A 19,721-nucleotide genomic window follows, 5' to 3' on the forward strand; every position below is an offset into this window, starting at 1 on the left:
TACACCACTTCCAGAAGGGGAAGTAGACATGCGGACGATCGAGGACCTCGACGTCGCGGGCAAGCGCGTTTTCGTCCGGGCCGACCTCAACGTGCCCCTCGACGGTGACCGCATCACCGACGACGGCCGCATCCGGGCCAGCCTGCCCACCATCAACGCGCTGCGCGGGCGCGGCGCCCGCGTCGTCGTCGGCGCCCACCTGGGCCGGCCCAAGGGCAAACCCGACCCCGCCTTCTCGCTGCGCCCGGTCGCCGCGCGCCTGGGCGAGCTGCTGGGCGCCGAGGTGCGCTTCGCCGAGGACACCGCGGGCGAGTCCGCCCTCGCGGCCAGCCGCGCGCTGGCCGACGGCGAGGTCGCCCTGGTCGAGAACCTGCGCTTCGAGCCGGGGGAGACCAGTAAGGACGACACCGAGCGCGGCGGGTTCGCCGACCGGCTCGCGGCCCTGGCCGAGCTCTACGTCGGCGACGGCTTCGGCGCCGTGCACCGCAGGCACGCCAGCGTCTTCGACCTGCCCCAGCGCCTGCCGCACGCGGCCGGCGGCCTGGTGTTCACCGAGGTCGACGTGCTGCGCAGGCTCACCGAGTCCCCCGAGCGGCCCTACGCGGTGGTGCTCGGCGGCTCCAAGGTCTCCGACAAGCTCGGCGTCATCGACAACCTGCTGAACACCGCCGACCGCATCCTCGTCGGCGGCGGGATGACGTACACCTTCCTCGCGGCCAAGGGCCACGAGGTGGGCTCCAGCCTGCTGGAGCGCGACCAGATCGACACCGTCAACGAGTACCTGCGCCGCGCCGACGAGCGCGGTGTCGAGTTCGTGCTCCCCGTCGACGTGGTGGCCGCCGAGAAGTTCGCGGCCGACGCGGTGCACGACGTGGTCGGCGCCGAGGAGATCCCCGCGGACCGGATGGGCCTGGACATCGGCCCCGCCTCGGCCGAGCTCTTCGCCGCAAAGCTGGCCGACGCCCGGACCGTGTTCTGGAACGGCCCGATGGGCGTGTTCGAGATGGAGCCCTACGCCGGAGGCACCCGCGCGGTGGCCCAGGCGCTGCTGGACTCGGACGCGTTCACCGTGGTCGGCGGCGGCGACTCCGCCGCGGCCGTGCGCGCGCTCGGCTTCGACGAGAACGCGTTCGGGCACATCTCCACCGGCGGCGGCGCCAGCCTGGAGTACCTCGAAGGCAAGACCCTGCCCGGCATCGCGGCACTGGAGGACTGAGGAAGACATGGCAACCGCCAAGCGCAAGCCGCTGATCGCGGGCAACTGGAAGCTGCACAACAACCACCTCGAAGCCATCGCGCTGGTGCAGAAGATGGCGTTCTCCCTCGACGAGGCCGACTTCGAGGCCGCCGAGGTCGTGGTGCTGCCGCCGTTCACCGCGCTGCGCAGCGTGCAGACCCTCGTCGAGGGTGACAAGCTGCGCATCGGCTACGGCGCCCAGGACATCTCCCAGCACGAGAAGGGCGCCTACACCGGTGAGGTGTCCGGACCGATGCTGGCCAAGCTCGGCTGCTCCTACGTGCTGGCCGGGCACTCCGAGCGGCGCGAGTACCACCGCGAGGACGACGCGGTGGTGAACGCCAAGGTCAAGGCCGCCTTCGCCAACGACATCACGCCGATCCTGTGCCTGGGGGAGGGCCTGGACGTCCGCAAGGCCGGCCGGCAGGTCGAGCACTCCCTCGCCCAGCTGGAAGGCGCGCTCAAGGGCGTCACCGAGGAGCAGGCCCGCCGCCTGGTCGTCGCGTACGAGCCCGTGTGGGCGATCGGCACCGGCGAGGTCGCCACCCCCGAGGACGCCCAGGAGGTGTGCGCGGCGCTGCGCGCCCGGCTCGGCGAGCTGTACTCGCCCGAGACCGCCGAGCAGACCCGCGTCCTGTACGGCGGCTCGGTCAAGAGCGACAACGTCGCGGCCATCCTGAGCAAGGACGACGTGGACGGGGCCCTGGTGGGCGGCGCGAGCCTCAAGGCCGACGAGTTCGTGAAGCTGGCCCGCCTCGGAGAGCAGAAGTAGTACGCGTTCTCCCGCGTTTCGACGGGCCCGCACCGATTTCGGTGCGGGCCCGTCGGCGTCGGAGGGCAGGCGAAAGTTCCGTATCCATCGGGAAACAGGCCGTCGGATCCCGCCAAAACCAGTGATCCACGCGCTACGATGCGCGAAGGTTCCCCTGAACCGATCCGGGCCCCGCTGGGCGCGGGGTAAAATCAGGTACTGTCCCCGGTCCCATGCCCGCAGATCCGCCTTCCCCTCGGTTGGCGCGAGTGCGGGAGGGGCCTTAGGTCGTCAATTCCCCCTCGCCGGGGTTGAGTTACGGGTGAGCACGTGATTCTCGGTCTGTCCATTGTCCTGATGCTCGTCAGCCTGCTGCTGATCATGCTGGTGCTGCTCCACAAGGGCAAGGGCGGAGGCCTGTCCGATCTGTTCGGCGGCGGCGTCACGTCCTCCCTGGGCGGTTCCTCGGTGGTCGAACGCAACCTCGACCGCCTGACCATCGTCTCCGGCTCGGTCTGGATCGTCTGCGTCGTCGCGCTCGGCCTGCTCATCCAACGGGGATAGTCCACCTCGATCCAGTGCCCGTACGGCCCGGGCACGCGCGCCCGGCCCCTGAGCGCCGTGCGGAGCGCGCACCAAGTCTCCCCTCACCGAGGGGTAAGCACGCCGAAGGAGTTTTTCGTGGGTAGTGGCAGTGCCATCCGTGGCAGCCGCGTCGGTGCCGGCCCGATGGGCGAGGCCGAGCGAGGCGAGTCCGCGCCGCGGATCCGTATCGCGTTCTACTGCGCCAACAAGCACGAAGTGATCCCGAGCTTCTCGCACGAGGCCCAGGTCCCGGAGGAGTGGGACTGCCCCCGCTGCGGTTTCCCCGCGGGCAAGGACCCGGAGAACCCCCCGGCCCCGCCGAGGACCGAGCCGTACAAGACGCACCTGGCGTACGTGAAGGAGCGCCGCAGCGACGCCGACGGCCAGGCGATCCTGGAGGAGGCCCTGGCCAAGCTGCGCGCCGACCGCGCCGCCATGGACGCGGCGATCAAGGCGATGAGCAACTAGCGCCCTCCCGCCGTTCGACCCCACCGGTCTCCCACCGGTGGGGTTTCGTCATGTCAGGGGGCCCTGCCGCCGAGGCGGCGGGTGAGTTCGGCGGCCGCGTCGCGGGCCCGCGCGGCCAGCGCCCCGGGGGTGACCGGGCGTTCGCACGGGAGGGTGAGGCCGATCGCGGCGACGGGCGTGCCCGAGTGGTCGAAGGCGGTGGCCGCGACCGAGGTGTAGCCCTCGGTGACCTGGCCGTCCTCCCGGGAGAAGCCCCGGCGGCGCTCCAGCGCGAGGACCTCCCGCAGTTCGGCGGGGGAGGCCGGGCCTCGCCCGGTCCGGGTGGTGAACCGCTCGGGGCCGGGGTACAGGGCCCGCACCTGGGCGCGCGGCAGCCACGCCAGCATCGCGCGCCCCGACGCGGTCAGGTGCGCGGGAAGGCGCACACCCACCCCGGTGACGAGTGCGGGCGCGTGCGGAGGCCGCTCCTTGAGCAGGTAGAGGGTGTCCGCGCCGTGCAAGACCCCCAGGTGCGCGGTCGCGCCGGTCTGCGCGGCCGTCCGCGCCACCAGGGGCCGGGCCAGCCGCTCCAGCGGGTCGTGCCGCAGGTAGGCCGAGCCGATCTCGAAGGCGGCCACTCCCAGCCCCCACCGCCGCTCCTCCGGCAGGTGCGTCACGAAGCCCTCCTCGGCCAGGGTCTCCAGCAGCTGGTAGGCGCTGGAGCGCGGCAGGTCAAGACCGCGCGCGATCGCGGCGGCCGATACCGGCCCGGCCTGCGCGGCCAGGAAGCGCAGCAGCCGGACGGCCCGGGTCGCGGCTGGGACGAGGCTCATGGCTTGATTCTCACCGGTCGCGCCGGGGGATGGAACAGTGCGGCCCCGGATCGCGAATCAGGGGAATATCGTTTAAATTTCAACTGTTTACCGGTGTGTCTAACTCTTCGAGAGTGGAAGTGAGTACGGTCATGAGCGTGCGGCCCTCGGGTATCCACCACGTCACGGCGATCGCGAGCGATCCACAGGCCAACGCGGACTTCTACCGCAAGGCGCTGGGGATGCGGCTGGTGAAGCGGACGGTCAACTTCGACTCGCCGGACACCTACCACCTGTACTACGGCGACCGGGCGGGCAACCCGGGCACCGTCATGACCTTCTTCCCGTGGCCGGACGCGCCCAGGGGGCGCATCGGAGCGGGGCAGGCCACCGTCACCTCCTTCTCCGTCCCCGAGGGCTCGCTCGGCTGGTGGCAGACCCACCTCGCGCGGCTGGGAGTGGAGTCCTCCCGGCCGGCCGAGCGGCTGGAGGAGGACGTGCTGAGCCTGCGCGACCCCGACGGCCTCGTCATCGAGCTGGTCGCCAGCACCGACCACCACGACACCGACCCGTGGGACGGCGGCGAGGTCCCCCTCGAACACGCCATCCGCGGCATCCGCGCGGTCACCCTCACCGAGCGGGACCACGAGCAGACCGCGGCCATGCTCCAGGGGCAGCTCGGCTTCACCCTGGCCGCCGAGCAGGGCGACCGCCTGCGGTTCCGCACCGGCGCGGCCGGGGACGGCGTGGGCGACATCGTGGACGTCATCGCCTCGCCCGGCGCCCGGCTCGGGCACGTCGCCGCGGGGACCGTGCACCACGTCGCCTACCGCGCCCCCGACCAGCAGGCCCAGGCCGACTGGCGCCAGACCCTGCTGGACGCCGGAGTGGACGTGACCGAGGTGCGGGACCGCTCCTACTTCACCTCGATCTACTTCCGCGAGCCCGGCGGCGTGCTGCTGGAGATCGCCACCGACGGCCCCGGGTTCGACTACGACGAGCCGCTGCTGGAACTGGGCCGCAGACTCAGGCTGCCGCCGTGGCTGGAGCCCGGCCGCGCGCAGATCGAGCAGGGCCTGCCCGTTCTGAAGACCGAGGAGTGAGCGTGGGAGACCTCGGCTTCGAGCACGTGTTCCGCCCGGCCGCCGGGCCGGGCGGCCCCACCCTGCTCCTGCTGCACGGCACCGGCGCGGACGAGCACGACCTGCTGGGCCTGGGCCGCCTGCTCGCGCCCGGCGCGGCGCTGCTGTCCCCGCGCGGCAGGGTCAGCGAGCACGGCGCGAACCGCTGGTTCCGCCGCCTGCGCGAAGGCGTCTTCGACGTGGACGACGTGATCGCCCGCTCGGGCGAGCTGGCGGGGTTCGTCGGCGCGGCCACCGCCGCCTACGACCTCGACCCGGCCGGCGTGGTGGCGGTCGGCTTCTCCAACGGCGCGAACATGGCGGCGGCCACCCTGCTGCTGCACCCGGGGCTGCTCAGGGCCGCCGCGCTGTTCGCCGTCGCCGCGCCCCTGCAGGGCCGCGAGCCCGAACAGGTGGACCTGTCGGGCACGCCGGTGTTCATCGGGGCGGGGGTGGAGGACCGGATGACGACCATCGACCAGGCCCGCCTCCTGGCCGGGCAGCTGCGGGAGCGGTCCGCCGCCGTGCGGATGCGCGAGCACCCGGGGGGCCACGGCATCCCCCAGGAGGTACTGGACGACGCCGGGGAGTGGTTCTCCGAGAGCGTCCTGTAGACGGTCGCCCCGGGGCGTCCCCCGGGAGACCCGATGGACGCGGCCCCGTGCCCGGGGCGCCTCACGGGGTTCCCGGGCACGGGGGTACCCGCGGTGGACATGGCCACCGGGGTCTCGTGACCGGGGGGAAGCGGCCGGTAGCGTCCCGGCATGCCCACGAAAGAGCATGAGTTCCCGATCCAGTTGTTCCGTGACAGCCCCGCCCTGGCGGCGCTGCTGCTGAACCGGGCGTTCGGGCTCGACGTCCCCTCGTACACCGAGGCCCGGCTGGAGTCCGGCGACCTCACCGACTGCTTCCCCACCGAGTACCGCGCCGACGCGGTGGTGAGCCTCAACGCCGACGGCCTGGTGCTGGCCGTCGTCGTGGAGGTCCAGCGGGGCCGGGACCGGAGGAAGCGGCTGAGCTGGCCGGTCTACCTGGCCACGCTGCGCGCCCGGCTGGACTGCCCGGCCGTGCTGCTGGTGCTGTGCCCCGACGACGCCACCGCCGCCTGGTGCGCCGCCCCCATCGACATGGGCCACCCCGGCTGGGTGCTGGCCCCGCTCGTCGCCGGCCCCGAGCGGCTGCCGGTGCTGGCCTCGGTGGAGCAGGGCGCGCGGGAGCCCGAGCTGGCGGTGCTCTCGGCCATCGCCCACGGCGGCGACACCACGGTGATCGACACGTTCGTGGACGCGATGGGCGGGATCGAGGACATCGAACAGGCCCAGAGGTACGTTGACCACGTGATGGCGGTCCTGCCCGAGGCCGCCCGCAACCACCTGGAGAAGCTGATGGCGACCGAGACGCACAAGTACCAGAGCGAGTTCGCCCGCAGGCGGATGGCGGAGGGCGAAGTGAAGGGCGAGGCGAGGAGCATCCTCAAGTTCCTCGCGGCCCGTGGCGTGGAGGTGGCCGACGAGGAGCGCGAGCGGATTCTCGGCTGCGCCGCCCCCGAGGTGCTGGACGAGTGGCTGCGGCGCGCGGTCACCGCCCGGACCGCGGCCGAGCTGTTCGGGTGAGCGGGGTGGGGGACCACGAGATCAGCGGGACGTACGAGTACAAGAGCGCGTTCGTCCGCAGGTACGTGGCCGAGGGCATCGAGCAGGGGATGGTGCAGGGCATCTTCCAGGGCCTGGATCAGGGCCTGGACAAGGGTCTGGAGAAGGGTCTGGAGAAGGGGCTGAAGAGGGGCCTGGCGCAGGGCCGGGCGAGGAGCATCCTGACGGTGCTCTCGGTGCGGGACGTCGAGGTGGCCGAGGAGAAGCGCGAGCGGATTCTCGACTGCGCCGACCTGGAGGTGCTCAGCGTGTGGCTGCGACGCGCGGTCACCGCGCGGACCGTGGCCGAACTGTTCGACTGAGGCGGCCTCTCCGAGCGCCTGTCTGAGATCCCGGACGGAATCCGGGTGTCGGCCCTCGCCCCGGGCCGGGGCGAGGGCGTCCAATGGGACCATGTCGACCGCAGCCGCCGTCCCGATCGGCCCCCGCCCGCCCAGCCCCGCCGAGGTCGTCGCCGTCGCCCGCCACGGCGCGCCCGTGCGGCTCACCGACGACGCGCTCAAGGCCGTCACCGAAGGGCGCCAGCGGGTCGAGGCCCTGGCCGCCGGGCAGGTCCCCGCGTACGGGGTGAGCACCGGGTTCGGCGCGCTGGCCACCCGGGGAATCGCGCCGGAGCTGCGCGAACGCCTGCAGAAGTCGCTGATCCGCTCGCACGCCGCGGGCACCGGCCCCGAGGTCGAGCGCGAGGTCGTGCGCGCCCTCATGCTGTTGCGGCTGCGGACCCTGGCGTCGGGCCGCACGGGGGTGCGGCCCGAGACCGCCCGAGCGGTGGCCGCGCTGCTCAACGCGGGTGTCACCCCCGTCGTGCACGAGTTCGGCAGCCTCGGCTGCTCCGGCGACCTCGCGCCGCTCGCGCACGTGGGACTCGCCCTCATGGGGGAGGGCACCGTGCGCACCGCCGACGGCGAACCCGCCCCCGCCTACACCGCCCTCCACGACGCGGGGATCCGCCCGGTGGAGCTCGGCGCCAAGGAGGGGCTGGCCCTGGTCAACGGCACCGACGGCATGCTCGGCATGCTGCTCCTGGCCTGCCACGACCTGCGCGCGCTGTTGCGGACGGCGGACCTGACCGCCGCCATGAGCGTCGAGGCGCTGCTGGGCACCGACCGGGTGTTCGCCGCAGACCTGCAGGAACTGCGGCCGCACCCGGGCCAGGCCGCGGCGGCCGCCAACATGCGCGCCCTGCTCTCCGACTCGCCCATCGTCGCCTCGCACCGGGGGTCCGGCTGCGCCCGCGTCCAGGACGCCTACTCGCTGCGCTGCGCCCCGCAGGTCGCCGGGGCCGCGCGCGACACGCTCGCGCACGCCGAGGCCGTCGCGGCCCGCGAACTCGACTCCGTCATCGACAACCCCGTCGTCCTCGCCGACGGTCGCCTGGAGTCCAACGGCAACTTCCACGGCGCGCCCGTCGCCTACGTGCTGGACTTCCTGGCCATCGCGGTCGCCGACGTCGCCTCCATCAGCGAGCGCCGCACCGACCGCATGCTGGACGTCGCCCGCTCGCACGGCCTGCCCGCCTTCCTCGCCGACGACCCCGGTGTGGACTCGGGGCACATGATCGCCCAGTACACCCAGGCCGCCATCGTGTCCGAACTCAAGCGCCTGGCCGTTCCCGCCTGCGTCGACTCGATCCCCAGCTCGGCCATGCAGGAGGACCACGTGTCCATGGGCTGGTCGGCCGCGCGCAAGCTGCGCCGCGCGGTGGACGGGCTCACCAGCGTGCTCGCCGTGGAACTGCTCACCGCCGCGCGCGCCCTGGACCTGCGCGCCCCGCTGGAACCCGCCCCGGCCACCGGCGCGGCCGTCGCCGCCCTGCGCGAACGCGTCTCCGGCCCCGGCCCCGACCGCCACCTCGCCCCGGAGATCGCCGCGGCCGCCGAACTCATCGCCGACGGCACCGTGCTGGCCGCCGTCGAATCCGTCACCGGACTCGTCTGAAGCAGGGAGCCTCCACGTGACCGTCCCGGGACCCCGACCCGTCCGCGCCGCGCGCGGCGCCGAACGCACCGCCAAGAGCTGGCAGACCGAAGCCGCGCTGCGGATGCTCCACAACAACCTCGACCCCGAGGTCGCCGAGCACCCCGACGAGCTCGTCGTCTACGGCGGCACCGGCCGCGCCGCCCGCGACTGGGCGAGTTTCGAGCGGATCACCGCGTCGCTGCGCTCCCTTGAGGACGACGAGACGCTGCTGGTGCAGTCGGGGCGCCCCGTCGGGGTCCTGCGCACCCACGAGTGGGCGCCGCGCGTGCTCATCGCCAACGCCAACCTCGTCCCGGACTGGGCGGACTGGGAGGAGTTCCGCCGCCTGGAGGCGCTCGGCCTGACCATGTACGGGCAGATGACCGCCGGATCGTGGATCTACATCGGCACCCAGGGCATCCTCCAGGGCACCTACGAGACGTTCGCGGCGGTGGCCGCCAAGCTCGGCGGCGGGAACGGCCCGGGCGACCTGGCCGGGACGATCACGCTGACCGCGGGACTGGGCGGGATGGGCGGCGCCCAGCCGCTCGCGGTCACCATGAACGGCGGCGTGGCCCTGGTCGTGGAGGTCGACCCCAGCCGGATCGAGCGTCGGCTGGCGACCCGCTACCTGGACGTGCGGGCCGCGGACCTGGACGAGGCGCTGCGCCTGGCGGTCGAAGCGCGCGACGCGCGCCGCCCGCTGTCCGTGGGCGTGCTCGGCAACGCCGCGGAGGTGCTGCCCGAACTGCTGCGCAGGGGCGCGCCCGTCGACGTGGTCACCGACCAGACCTCCGCGCACGACCCGCTGGCCTACCTGCCCGTCGGCGTGGACGTCGCGGACCGGCGCTCGCTGGCCGCGGCGGACCCCGCCGCGTTCACCGACCGGGCCCGAGAGTCCATGGCCGCGCACGTGGCCGCGATGGTCGGGTTCATGGACGCGGGCGCCGAGGTGTTCGACTACGGCAACTCCATCCGGGGAGAGGCCAGGACCGCCGGGTACGCCCGCGCGTTCGACTTCCCGGGGTTCGTGCCCGCCTACATCCGGCCGCTGTTCTGCGAGGGCAGGGGCCCGTTCCGGTGGGCGGCCCTGTCGGGGGACCCCGCCGACATCGCGCGCACCGACCGGGCCGTCCTCGACCTGTTCCCCGACGACGAGCCGCTGGCGCGGTGGATCCGGGCGGCGGGGGAGAAGGTGGCGTTCCAGGGGCTGCCCGCCCGCATCTGCTGGCTCGGCCAGGGCGACCGCGCCGCGGCGGGGCTGCGCTTCAACGAGCTGGTGGCCGCGGGCGAGATCAGCGCGCCCCTGGCGATCGGACGCGACCACCTGGACACCGGGTCGGTGGCGTCGCCGTACCGCGAGACCGAGGCGATGAGGGACGGGTCGGACGCGATCGCGGACTGGCCGCTCCTCAACGCCCTGGTCAACACGGCCTCGGGCGCGACCTGGGTGTCCGTCCACCACGGCGGAGGCGTGGGCATCGGCCGCTCGGTCCACGCGGGCCAGGTGAGCGTCGCCGACGGCACCGAGCTGGCCGCGGCCAAACTGGAGCGCGTCCTCACCAACGACCCGGGCACGGGTGTGCTGCGGCACGCGGACGCGGGCTACCCCGAGGCCGAGGCGGTCGCCGCACGGCACGGCCTCCGGGTGCCGATGAGCGAGGGGTGACGGCAACCCACACCCCGCCCCGTCCGGGGGACGGCCACCCCCGAGGCCAAGCCGTACGGACCGGTGCGGGGCTGTCGGACCCCGGACGCCGGCCGCGCGGCCGGGCCTGTGGACAACCACGAGGAGCACGCCCGTGATGAGGAGAGACCGATGAGCGACACCTTCGACGCCATGTGGGCCGGCCTCGCCCCGCTGGGGCGGAACCGCGCCACCGGCGGGTACCGGCGCTACTCCTGGACCCCCGCCGACGCTGATGTGCGGGCCTGGTTCACCGCCGAGGCCGTCGCGCGGGACCTGGCGGTGGAGACCGACCGCAACGGCAACCTGTGGGCCTGGTGGGGCGACCCCGGGCCCGACGCGGTGGTCACCGGCTCGCACCTGGACTCGGTCCCCGACGGGGGCGCGTTCGACGGCCCCCTCGGAGTGGTCAGCGCGCTCGCGGCCGTGGACGAGCTCGACCGGCGCGGCCTGCGCCCCGTCCGACCGCTCGCCGTCACCGTCTTCGTCGAGGAGGAGGGCGCGCGCTTCGGAATGCCCTGCCTCGGCTCGCGCCTGCTCACCGGCGCCGTCACGCCCGAACGCGCCCGCGGCCTCGCCGACGCCGACGGCGTCACCTGGGGCCGCGCCATGGCCGACGCCGGTTTCGACCCCCAGCGGATCGGCGCCGACCCCGAACGCCTCGCCCGCGTCGGCGTCTTCGTCGAACTCCACGTCGAGCAGGGCCGCGCCCTCGTCCACCGCGGCGCGCCGGTGGGCGTGGCCGACAGGGTCTGGCCGCACGGCCGCTGGCGGTTGGACTTCTCCGGCCAGGCCGACCACGCGGGGACCACCCGCCTGGCCGACCGCAACGACCCCATGCTGCCCTTCGCCGAGACGGTCCTGGCCGTGCGCCGCGCCGCGGCCGAGCACGACGCCGTCGCGACCGTCGGCAAGGCGCACGTCGCCCCCAACGGCACCAACGCCATCCCCTCGCGGGTCCGGGCCTGGCTGGACGCCCGCGCCCCCGACGAGGCCGCCCTGCGCTCCCTCGTCGGCGGCGTGGACATCGCGGCCCGCCTGGCCGCCGCCGAACACGGCGTCACCCTGGCCAGCTACCAGGAGTCCTTCACCCCCGTGGTGGACTTCCCCGGCGCCCTGCGCGACCGCGTCGCCGCCCTCGCTGGCGCCGGCGCCCCCGCCCCCGCGCTGGCGACCGGCGCGGGCCACGACGCGGGAATCCTGGCCGCCGCCGTGCCCACGGCGATGCTCTTCGTGCGCAACCCCACCGGGATCTCGCACGCGCCCGAGGAGCACGTCGACCTCGCCGACCGCCACGCCGGGGTCGCCGCACTCGCCGACACCCTGGCCGACCTCACCGGAGCCGAGCGGCCGTGACCACTTCGGCGTCCTCCCGGCCACGCGGACCGGACACCGGCGGCCGCCCCGGTCCGGTCCGCCGCTACCGGTGCGAGTGGCTGTGGGACGGCGAGGGCGACGTCGCCCCCGACGTCCTGGTCGAGGTGGGCGCGGAGGGCACCGTCACGGACGTCGCCCGCGCGGCCCCCGCCGGTCCCGGGGCCGAGGAGCTGCCGGGCCTGACCATCCCGGGCATGGCCAACAGCCACTCCCACGCCTTCCACCGCGCGCTGCGCGGCCGCACCCACGACGGCGCCGGCTCCTTCTGGACCTGGCGCGAGCGCATGTACGGCGTCGCCGCCCGCCTCGACCCCGACTCCTACCACCGGCTCGCCCGCGCGGTCTACGCGGAGATGGCGCTGGCCGGGATCACCTGCGTCGGCGAGTTCCACTACCTGCACCACGGCCCGGGCGGAACCCCGTACGCGGACCCCAACGCCATGAGCGCGGCACTCGTCGCCGCGGCGGCCGACGCCGGGATCCGCGTCACCCTGCTCGACGCCTGCTACCTGACCGGCGGCCCGTCCCCCGAAGGCGCGCGGCCGCTGCGGGGCGCCCAACTGCGGTTCGGCGACGCCGACGCCGAGGCGTGGGCCGACCGGGTCGCCGCGTTCCGGCCCGACGGCCCGCACGCCCGCGTCGGCGCGGCCGTGCACTCGGTGCGGGCCGTGCCCCGGGAGCAGATCCCCGCCGTCGCCGAATGGGCCGCGGAGGAGGACCGCCCCCTGCACGTCCACCTGTCCGAGCAGCCCGCCGAGAACGAGGCCTGCCTCGCCGCCTACGGAAGCACCCCCGCCGTCGTGCTCGCCGACGCGGGCGCGCTCACCCGCCGTACCAGCGCGGTGCACGCCACCCACCTCGCCGACGGCGACGTGGCGGCCCTGCGCGCGGCCCGTTGCACGGTGTGCCTGTGCCCCACGACCGAGCGCGACCTCGCCGACGGCGTGGCCCGAGTCCCCGACCTCCTGGCGGCGTCCGGAACGGGCGCCGCCGCGCGGCTCGCCCTCGGCACCGACGGGCACGCCCAGATCGACATGTTCGAGGAGATGCGCGGCGCCGAACTGCACGAACGCCTGCGCGGCGGACGGCGCGGCGTCCTGGCGCCGCGCGACCTGGCCCGCGCGGCCCTGGCGCACGGCCACGCGAGCCTCGGCTGGGACGAGTCCGGTCCCGGGCGCGCGGGCGCCATCGTCCCCGGCGCCCGCGCGGACCTGGTCACACTCGACACGGACGGCGTACGCCTGGCCGGGTTCGACCCGGCCCACGCCATCGGCGCGGTCGTCTTCGCGGCGACCGCGGCCGACGTCCGGCACGTCATGGCGGACGGCCGCTGGATCGTGCGCGACGGCGTCCACCAGGGAATCCCCGACCTGCCCCGCGTCCTCGACGCCGCCGTCAAGGAGTCGAACCCGTGACCACCCGAATCCTGCCCGAGTCCCTGCTCGTCGACCGCGTCGGCGTGCTCGTCACCAACGACCCCCGGCTCGGTCCCGGCCCGCTCGGACCGGTGACCGACGCCGCGGTCGTGGTCGAGGGCGGCCGCGTCGCCTGGGTCGGCCCGAGCGCGCACGCGCCGGCCGCCGACGTGCGGGTGGACGCCGCGGGGCGCTGCCTCGTCCCCGGCTTCGTGGACAGCCACTCCCACGTGGTGTTCGCCGGGGACCGCGGCCGCGAGTTCGCCGCCCGGATGAACGGCGAGCCGTACCGCGCGGGCGGCATCCACGCCACCGTCGCCGCGACCCGCGCCGCCACCGACGCCGAGCTGCGCGCCAACGCGGTCCGGCTGCTGCGCGAGGCCCGCGCCCAGGGCACCACCACCCTGGAGGTCAAGACCGGGTACGGCCTCACCGTGGCCGACGAGGAGCGCTCGGCCCGGATCGCCGCACGCCTCACCGACGAGGTCACCTTCCTGGGCGCGCACGTGGTGCCGCCCGAGTACGCGGACGACCCCGCCGGATACGTGGACCTGGTCACCGGGCCGATGCTGGCGGCCTGCGCGCCGCACGCGCGCTGGATCGACGTGTTCTGCGAACGCGGGGCCTTCGACGCCGACGCCGCGCGCGCCGTCCTGACCGCGGGGCGGAGCGGCGGCCTGCTCGCCCGCGTGCACGGCAACCAGCTCGGCCCGGGCCCGGGTGTCCGCCTGGCCGTCGAACTCGGCGCGGCCTCCGTCGACCACTGCACCCACCTGGACGCCGCGGACGTCGCCGCGCTCGCCGACTCGGCCTCGGCCGGCGGCACCGTCGCCACCCTGCTGCTCGGTGTGGAGTTCTCCACCCGCCAGCCCTACCCCGACGCCCGCGCGCTCCTGGACGCCGGGGCCGTCGTCGCCCTGGCCGGGGACTGCAACCCCGGGTCCTGCTTCACCTCCAGCATCGCCCTGTGCATAGCCCTGGCGGTGCGCGAGATGCGGATGAGCCCCGACGAGGCGCTGTGGGCGGCCACCGCCGGGGGAGCGGCGGCCCTGCGCCGCGCCGACATCGGCCACCTGGGCGTCGGGGCCCGCGCCGACATGCTCCTGCTCGACGCGCCCGACCCGGTCTATCTGGCCTACCGGCCGGGCGTGCCCCAGACCGCGGCGGTGTGGAAGGACGGCGACCTGGTCGCGGGGGACCCGGGCTGAGAAAGGGGGAGGCCGGTCCCGGGCCGGGTGGACGCCCCGGGGGCCGGTGCGCGAGTGTGGTGTCCCATGACCGGCATCAACGATTACGTCGCGCTGGCGCGCGACGACCACACCGATCCCGTCCGGCAGTGGACGGACCTGATGGAGGCGGTCTCGGGCGTCGCCCGAGACCGGTTGTGCGAGGTCGCGGCGCTGCTCGATCCGCCACCGGGGCCGATCCGGACGGGAACGCCCCTCGCGGCGGTCCTGGCGGACTTCGAACGGTTCGGCGTGCTGCTCTCGGAGGTCGCGGCCACCCGGCCGGGACTCGCCCCGGGTGTCGACGACCGGCTGCTGGCGGCGCGCGCCGAGCTCATCGCGCTGCGCGACCGCGAGGAGGGCTACGCCGCCGCGGCGCGGGCCATGCGGGCGCTGCACCACCGGGCCGCGCACACGGCGGCGTCCGGCCCGCGCGCGCTGCTGCGGCGGAGGCGCCGTGAGACCGCCCCCGAACGGCCGGCCCCGCGGACCGGTCCGCGAAGGAGCGGTCTGTCGGCTGGATGTCTGGGGGGCCTCGCCGTATCGTTCGTCCTCCTGCTCGCGGTGGTCCTCGGCTGACCTCCGGGAGCGGGCCCCGTTCCTCACACGCGCGTAGCACCGGCGAAACACGCGGTCCGGAGAATGAGGGGACGAGGGTGCGAGACCGCGATCGTGTGGGGGTGGGGGCAGTGGCTCTGTGGCGGATCCGCGTGGCGGTCGAGGACCGGCCGGGGCAACTGGCGGGAATCGTCCAGGCCATGGCCGAGCACGGCGGGAACGTCGTGGGGCTGTCCATCCACACCGATCCCGTGGGAGTGGTCGACGAGTTCGTCGTCGACGTCCCCGGCTCCCACCACGGCCTGGTCGCCGACCTCACCCGGCGCAGCCGGGACGGCGACGTCATGGCGGTGCCCGCGGCGCCCAAGGACGTGGTCGACGACGTCACGCGCTCCCTCCTGCTCACCGCGCGCCTGAGGAGCGAGCCCAACCAGCTGCCCGAGGCGCTGCGCGAACTCCTGGACGCCGACGAGGCCCGCTGGACCGGTCTCGGCAGGACCGTCCCGGACTTCCCCGAGGAGCCCGAGAGCGTCCTGACCGTTCCGGTCGGCCCGCTGCGCGCGGTCCGGCTGCGCCGACTGGACCGCCCCTTCACCTGGACCGAGTCGGCCCGCGCCGATGCCCTGGTGCGCTCGGTCCTGCCCCCCGCCGGGCCGGCCCCCACCCGGGGCTCGGTCGTCACCCACCGCGGCGTCGAGCTGTTCGTCTGGCGGGTCGGCGCGGGCGACGCCGACGCGCTGCACCGGCTGCACCGGCGCTCCTCCGCCGAGACCAGGCGCAGGCGTTACCTCTCGGGCACGCGCGACGTCAGCCCGAGCATGATCGACGTCTTCTGCGACCCCGGGCGCGGGCTGACCCTCGCGGCCCGGCCCGGCGGTGGCGGCGATCCCGTCGCGCTCGCCCACCTGATGTACACAATGGACCCGGGGGTCGGCGAGATCGCGTTCCTGGTCGAGGACGCCTGGCAGGGCAGCGGCATCGGAACCTGCCTGGCGCGGGTCCTCACCGCCGTCGCCGCCGACTGGGGGCTGGCCGAGGTCCGCGCCGAGACCGTCCCCGACAACCAGCCCATGCAGCGGATCATGCGCCGCCTCGGCGCCACCGTCCACCCGCCGCGCGAGGGCGTCGTCCAGGCGCGCCTGCCCGTCGCGGGGACCACCCCCTCGCGGAGGCCGGGCCGGCTGATGACCCTGCTCGGCCAGGCGGGCGCGCCCGGGGGCCCGGCCGCGAAGGCGTGATCAGGCCAGGCGGCTCCTGCGGACGCCGTACAGGAAGTACACGACGGTCCCCAGCAGCATCCACACCACGAACCGGATCCAGGTGTCGACGGTCAGGTTCAGCATCAGCCAGACGCAGGCCAGCGCAGAGACGGCCGGCAGGACCGGCACCCACGGGGCCCGGAAGGCCCGGGGCAGGTCAGGGCGGGTCCGGCGCAGCACGATCACGCCGAGGGACACCACCACGAAGGCGAACAGGGTGCCGATGTTGACCATCTCCTCCAGCGTGCCGATCGGTACGAGGCCGGCGAGCAGCGCCACCGAGACGGTGGTGATGGCGGCCATCACGTACGGCGTGCCGAAACGCGGGTGCGTCCTGGACAGGCCGCGCGGCAGCAGCCCGTCCCGGGACATCGCGAACGCCACCCGGGACTGGCCCATCATCAGCACCAGGATGACGGTGGTGATGCCGATGACGCCGCCCAGGGAGATGAGCGTGGCGGCCCAGTCCGCGCCGACCGCGCGGAACGCCTCGGCCAGGGGCGCGTCCACGCCCAGTTCGGTGTAGGGGCGCATCCCGGTGACGACGGCGGCTACCGCCATGTACAGGATCGTCACGATGACCAGCGACCCGAAGATGCCCACGGGGATGTCGCGCCGGGGGTTCCTGGTCTCCTCGGCGGTGGTGGCGACGACGTCGAAGCCGATGAAGGAGAAGAACACCACGGACGCGGCCGCGATGACGCCCCACAGGCCGAAGGAGCTGGGCTCCAGGCCCAGCATCACCTGGGTGAGGGGCTGGTGGCCGATCGACCCGGTTCCCGTCGGTACCGGTTCGGCCGGGGGGACGAACGGGGTCCAGTTGGCGGTGTCCACGTAGAACGCGCCGACGGCGATGATGAACAGCACGATGCCGACCTTGACGGTCACCACGACCGCGGTGACCCGCCCCGAGAGTTTGGCGCCCATCACGCTGACCAGGCCCAGCAGCACGACGATGGCCATGGCGCCGAGGTCGACCGAGTAGCCCCCGCCGACGGGGACGGAGGTCGGCGTCCCGATCAGGTCGCCCGCGTACTCGGACCAGCCCACCGCGACCACGGAGGCGGCCAGCGTGAACTCCAGGACCAGGTCCCAGCCGATGACCCAGGCGACGAACTCGCCGAGGGTGGCGTACCCGAAGGTGTAGGCGCTGCCGGCCACCGGCACGGTCGAGGCGAACTCGGCGTAGCACATGGCCGCCAGCGCGCACACCAGGCCGGCGACGAGGAAGGCCGCGATGATGGCGGGACCGGCGTTCTCGGCGGCCTGGCGCCCCGTGACCACGAAGATGCCGGTCCCGATGATGACGCCGATGCCGAAGACGATCAGGTCGAGGCCGCTCAGATCCCTGCGCAGCCGGTGCCCCGGCTCGTCGGTGTCCTGGATCGACTGTTCGATGGTCTTGGTGCGCCAAATGCTCAAGAGAGGCTCCAGCTCCGTTGCCGGGCCCGGCGGGGCCGCGGGAGACCGGGTGTCGGGGCGGGATCCCCTACCCGGAATTCCTCTCCTACCAGCACGGAAGCGTCCGCGGCTCGGGAGACACGCAAAAGCGGTCGGCGCCGGGCGGAAACCCGGCGCCGACCGCGGGGTCGTGCCTCATGACCCGGGACGGGCGCGGATCACTCCGCGCCCGCCGAACCGGAAGCCTTCGAACGGCACGCCCCGGAGGCGCGTTCCGAGGGCGGTCAGCCCTCGGCGGACTCGTCCCCGGACGCGGCGGAGTCTTCGGTCTTCTTGGTGACGCGACGCTTCTTCACCGGGCGGGAGTAGTCCACCAGCGGCTCGAACTGGGTCTCGTACTCCTTCTTGCACTCCTCGCAGGAGTCGACCTCGCGAACGGTGCCGTCCCAGGCGAACTGGATGACCTCGGTGGCCTCGACCTTCTCGTCGCGAACGGCGTGCGGGTCGCAATACTTGCGCGTGAAGACCTCGGTGACCACGATGGCGGCTTCCCTTCGGTAGCGGTATGGGTGCTGGCACCGGAATCATACACGCGTTCGAAAACGGGAAGTGAATGGGAAGGGGGAGCTCCGTGCCGGTTTCGGCGGAGTTCGCGGACCCGTCGCCCCCGAGAGCCTAGCGAAGACCGGTGGCCCTTATGACCACCCTGTTCCGGGCGGTGTGCGGTCCGGCTCACAGGGGAGTGAAATTGGCTACTTTACGTGTCGGGGTGTGTTCGTATACGATCTACTTTCCTCGGAAGATGCTTCCGAGGCGTTTCGGCTCAGGGGCACGGGCCGAATCCGCGCCGACACCATTCCATCCCCCTTCGAAGGAAGACAGGAACGATGACCGAACGTACGCAGCGGATCAACGCGTGGCCCGCCGACATCACCGCGCTTCTGGCCAGGATCGTCGTGGGGGCGGTGTTCATCGCGCACGGCCTGCAGAAGATCGGGACGGGCGTCGACGGCGTCGCCCAGGGGTTCGGGAGCATGGGCATCCCGCTCCCGCAGGTCGCCGCCGTCACGGCGATGACCGTCGAGATCGGGGGCGGCCTCGCCCTGATCGTCGGCTTCGCGCTGCCCGCGGCGGGCGCCGCGCTGGCCGCCTTCATGGTCGGCGCCTACACCTTCGCCCATGTCGGCGACGCACTCGTGGGCGGCTACGAAGTGGTCCTGGTGCTCGGCGCCTCGGCGCTGGCGCTCGGGTTCTCGGGGGGTTCCCTCGCGGTGGACCGCTTCCTGCCGTGGGGAACCCGCCGCGCGGAGACGGTGCGGGCCGCGGTCTGAGGCGCTGACGCGGGACGCGGATGACCGCGGGGCGGGAGCGCTGGGAGGACGCGCCCGCCCCGCTTCTCCCGGTGGGCGTGGCGTTTCCGGGGGCCCAACCGCTGACGGGCCGGGGCCGCGCCCACAGCGCCCGTTGTGCGAGGGTCCCGTTGACGGTCTTGGGCCTTCTGCCCGTTCCGGGGCCTTGAAGGGCGGAAAGCCCGTGATCATTCCGGGCGGGGGCGGAACCGGCCCTCACCCGCCGTCGCCGCCCGCCGTGACCTCGCGATCCGCGTGGCGTGAGACCGAAAGACCCGCCCGGAGCACCGGCACGCCGAACCACCCCCGCGCCGGAGCTTCCCTAGTCGAAGATCTCGTCCAGGAAGCTCGCCTGGCGTCTGCGGCGCCCGCCCTGGTAGTCGCTTCTCGCGTAGGCGTCGTCGTCCTCGTCCCCGCGGTGGTGGCGACCGCCGTTGTACCCGCCTTCGTGTCCGCGCCGCCAGCGGTGCTCGGCCTCCAGCAGTTGTTCGAGCTCGCCCCGGTCGAGGAACAGCCCTCGACACCGCGAGCACTTGTCGACCGTCACGCCGACGAGGGTCTCCCGACTGAGCGAACCGGGGCATTTGGGGCAGGAAAGCTGCGTCATGTGCTCTTGGATACCGCGACCGGGCCCTTCGGTTCCACCGGACCGCGGAAATCGCGCGCGACTCGTGACCGGCTCCGCGCCGGGCCCGGCACCGGGCCGCCGAACATCCCCCTCTATGGCCCACTGTCCGGATTCACGCGAATTTGGCATCCGAAATCTCTCATACGCCGAACGTGAACCAGGGTCGCTGGTTATCGTGTTGCCTTGTCTGCAACTTTCCGGCGTGCCGCGAATTCTATCCGCGACCCGCCCTGCGGGACTTGTCTGAAAATGTATGG

General features: G+C 73.8%; 20 protein-coding genes. 16 read left to right on the forward strand and 4 right to left on the reverse strand.

All coding sequences use genetic code 11. From position 1 onward, the window contains the following. The first annotated feature begins 28 nt into the window (after positions 1 to 28). The 4 genes from EV190_RS18850 (at position 29) to EV190_RS18865 (ending at position 3,041) form a co-directional block, all read left to right on the forward strand. Positions 29 to 1,216: a phosphoglycerate kinase gene (locus EV190_RS18850; protein WP_133742920.1), complete on the forward strand. Its 1,188-nt coding sequence runs from the start codon at positions 29 to 31 to the stop codon at positions 1,214 to 1,216. Between the two features lie 7 nt (positions 1,217 to 1,223). Next, a complete protein-coding gene (gene tpiA / locus EV190_RS18855; protein ID WP_133742921.1) occupies positions 1,224 to 2,009 on the forward strand; it encodes a triose-phosphate isomerase in 786 nt (261 codons plus the stop codon). A 309-nt stretch (positions 2,010 to 2,318) separates the two neighbouring features. Next, complete coding sequence (gene secG, locus EV190_RS18860; RefSeq protein WP_133742922.1) at positions 2,319 to 2,552, forward strand: preprotein translocase subunit SecG; 234 nt, start codon at positions 2,319 to 2,321, stop codon at positions 2,550 to 2,552. 117 nt (positions 2,553 to 2,669) lie between these two features. After that, positions 2,670 to 3,041 carry an RNA polymerase-binding protein RbpA gene (locus EV190_RS18865; RefSeq protein WP_133742923.1) on the forward strand — a complete coding sequence of 124 codons (372 nt, stop codon included), beginning with the start codon at positions 2,670 to 2,672 and terminating at the stop codon, positions 3,039 to 3,041. 53 nt (positions 3,042 to 3,094) lie between these two features. Here the strand turns inward: EV190_RS18865 and EV190_RS18870 are convergent, their stop codons facing one another. Continuing rightward, complete coding sequence (locus tag EV190_RS18870; RefSeq protein ID WP_133742924.1) at positions 3,095 to 3,853, reverse strand: IclR family transcriptional regulator; 759 nt, start codon at positions 3,851 to 3,853, stop codon at positions 3,095 to 3,097. 131 nt (positions 3,854 to 3,984) lie between these two features. Here EV190_RS18870 and EV190_RS18875 point away from each other — a divergent pair, with 131 nt between their 5' ends. From EV190_RS18875 to EV190_RS18920, 11 genes are all read left to right on the forward strand, one after another. Then, positions 3,985 to 4,935, forward strand: coding sequence for a VOC family protein (locus tag EV190_RS18875; RefSeq protein WP_133742953.1), 951 nt, complete (start codon positions 3,985 to 3,987; stop codon positions 4,933 to 4,935). Positions 4,936 to 4,937: 2 nt separating this feature from the next. Then, a complete protein-coding gene (locus EV190_RS18880; RefSeq protein ID WP_133742925.1) occupies positions 4,938 to 5,567 on the forward strand; it encodes an alpha/beta hydrolase in 630 nt (209 codons plus the stop codon). 150 nt (positions 5,568 to 5,717) lie between these two features. Further along, on the forward strand, positions 5,718 to 6,566 hold the full coding sequence (locus EV190_RS18885) for a hypothetical protein (protein WP_133742926.1): 849 nt from the start codon (positions 5,718 to 5,720) through the stop codon (positions 6,564 to 6,566). After that, entirely contained in the window at positions 6,563 to 6,907 is a 345-nt protein-coding gene (locus EV190_RS18890) for a hypothetical protein (RefSeq protein ID WP_133742927.1), read from the forward strand. Before EV190_RS18885 ends, EV190_RS18890 begins: the two co-directional genes overlap by 4 nt. A gap of 91 nt (positions 6,908 to 6,998) precedes the next feature. Further along, positions 6,999 to 8,543, forward strand: a complete 1,545-nt coding sequence (gene hutH, locus EV190_RS18895) for a histidine ammonia-lyase (RefSeq protein WP_133742928.1) — start codon at positions 6,999 to 7,001, stop codon at positions 8,541 to 8,543. 16 nt (positions 8,544 to 8,559) lie between these two features. Continuing rightward, positions 8,560 to 10,233 (forward strand): urocanate hydratase, encoded by a 1,674-nt coding sequence (gene hutU, locus EV190_RS18900; RefSeq protein WP_133742929.1) that lies wholly within the window; start codon positions 8,560 to 8,562, stop codon positions 10,231 to 10,233. Between the two features lie 150 nt (positions 10,234 to 10,383). Then, entirely contained in the window at positions 10,384 to 11,607 is a 1,224-nt protein-coding gene (locus EV190_RS18905) for an allantoate amidohydrolase (RefSeq protein WP_133742930.1), read from the forward strand. After that, on the forward strand, positions 11,604 to 13,043 hold the full coding sequence (locus tag EV190_RS23780) for a formimidoylglutamate deiminase (RefSeq protein WP_208113238.1): 1,440 nt from the start codon (positions 11,604 to 11,606) through the stop codon (positions 13,041 to 13,043). Before EV190_RS18905 ends, EV190_RS23780 begins: the two co-directional genes overlap by 4 nt. Beyond that, a complete protein-coding gene (hutI, locus tag EV190_RS23785) occupies positions 13,040 to 14,251 on the forward strand; it encodes an imidazolonepropionase (protein WP_208113239.1) in 1,212 nt (403 codons plus the stop codon). The genes EV190_RS23780 and hutI overlap by 4 nt, the downstream gene beginning before the upstream one ends. Before the next feature lie 66 nt (positions 14,252 to 14,317). Further along, positions 14,318 to 14,848: a hypothetical protein gene (locus EV190_RS18915; protein WP_133742932.1), complete on the forward strand. Its 531-nt coding sequence runs from the start codon at positions 14,318 to 14,320 to the stop codon at positions 14,846 to 14,848. A 101-nt stretch (positions 14,849 to 14,949) separates the two neighbouring features. Beyond that, positions 14,950 to 16,065 carry a GNAT family N-acetyltransferase gene (locus EV190_RS18920; protein ID WP_394345539.1) on the forward strand — a complete coding sequence of 372 codons (1,116 nt, stop codon included), beginning with the start codon at positions 14,950 to 14,952 and terminating at the stop codon, positions 16,063 to 16,065. Here the strand turns inward: EV190_RS18920 and EV190_RS18925 are convergent, their stop codons facing one another. Both EV190_RS18925 and EV190_RS18930 read right to left on the reverse strand, forming a co-directional pair. After that, entirely contained in the window at positions 16,066 to 17,508 is a 1,443-nt protein-coding gene (locus EV190_RS18925) for an amino acid permease (RefSeq protein WP_133742933.1), read from the reverse strand. A gap of 263 nt (positions 17,509 to 17,771) precedes the next feature. After that, complete coding sequence (locus tag EV190_RS18930; RefSeq protein ID WP_133742934.1) at positions 17,772 to 18,026, reverse strand: Lsr2 family protein; 255 nt, start codon at positions 18,024 to 18,026, stop codon at positions 17,772 to 17,774. Between the two features lie 348 nt (positions 18,027 to 18,374). Between EV190_RS18930 and EV190_RS18935 the strand changes: the two genes are divergently transcribed. Then, complete coding sequence (locus EV190_RS18935) at positions 18,375 to 18,818, forward strand: DoxX family protein (protein WP_133742935.1); 444 nt, start codon at positions 18,375 to 18,377, stop codon at positions 18,816 to 18,818. 340 nt (positions 18,819 to 19,158) lie between these two features. On the opposite strand, the gene EV190_RS23530 is transcribed toward EV190_RS18935, so the two are convergent. Beyond that, the gene (locus EV190_RS23530) at positions 19,159 to 19,443 is read right to left on the reverse strand and encodes a TFIIB-type zinc ribbon-containing protein (protein ID WP_166655507.1); all 285 of its coding nucleotides are present in this window, start codon (positions 19,441 to 19,443) and stop codon (positions 19,159 to 19,161) included. Positions 19,444 to 19,721: the final 278 nt, after the last annotated feature.

The sequence above is a fragment of the Actinorugispora endophytica genome, assembly GCF_004363075.1.
Classification (GTDB): domain Bacteria; phylum Actinomycetota; class Actinomycetes; order Streptosporangiales; family Streptosporangiaceae; genus Actinorugispora; species Actinorugispora endophytica.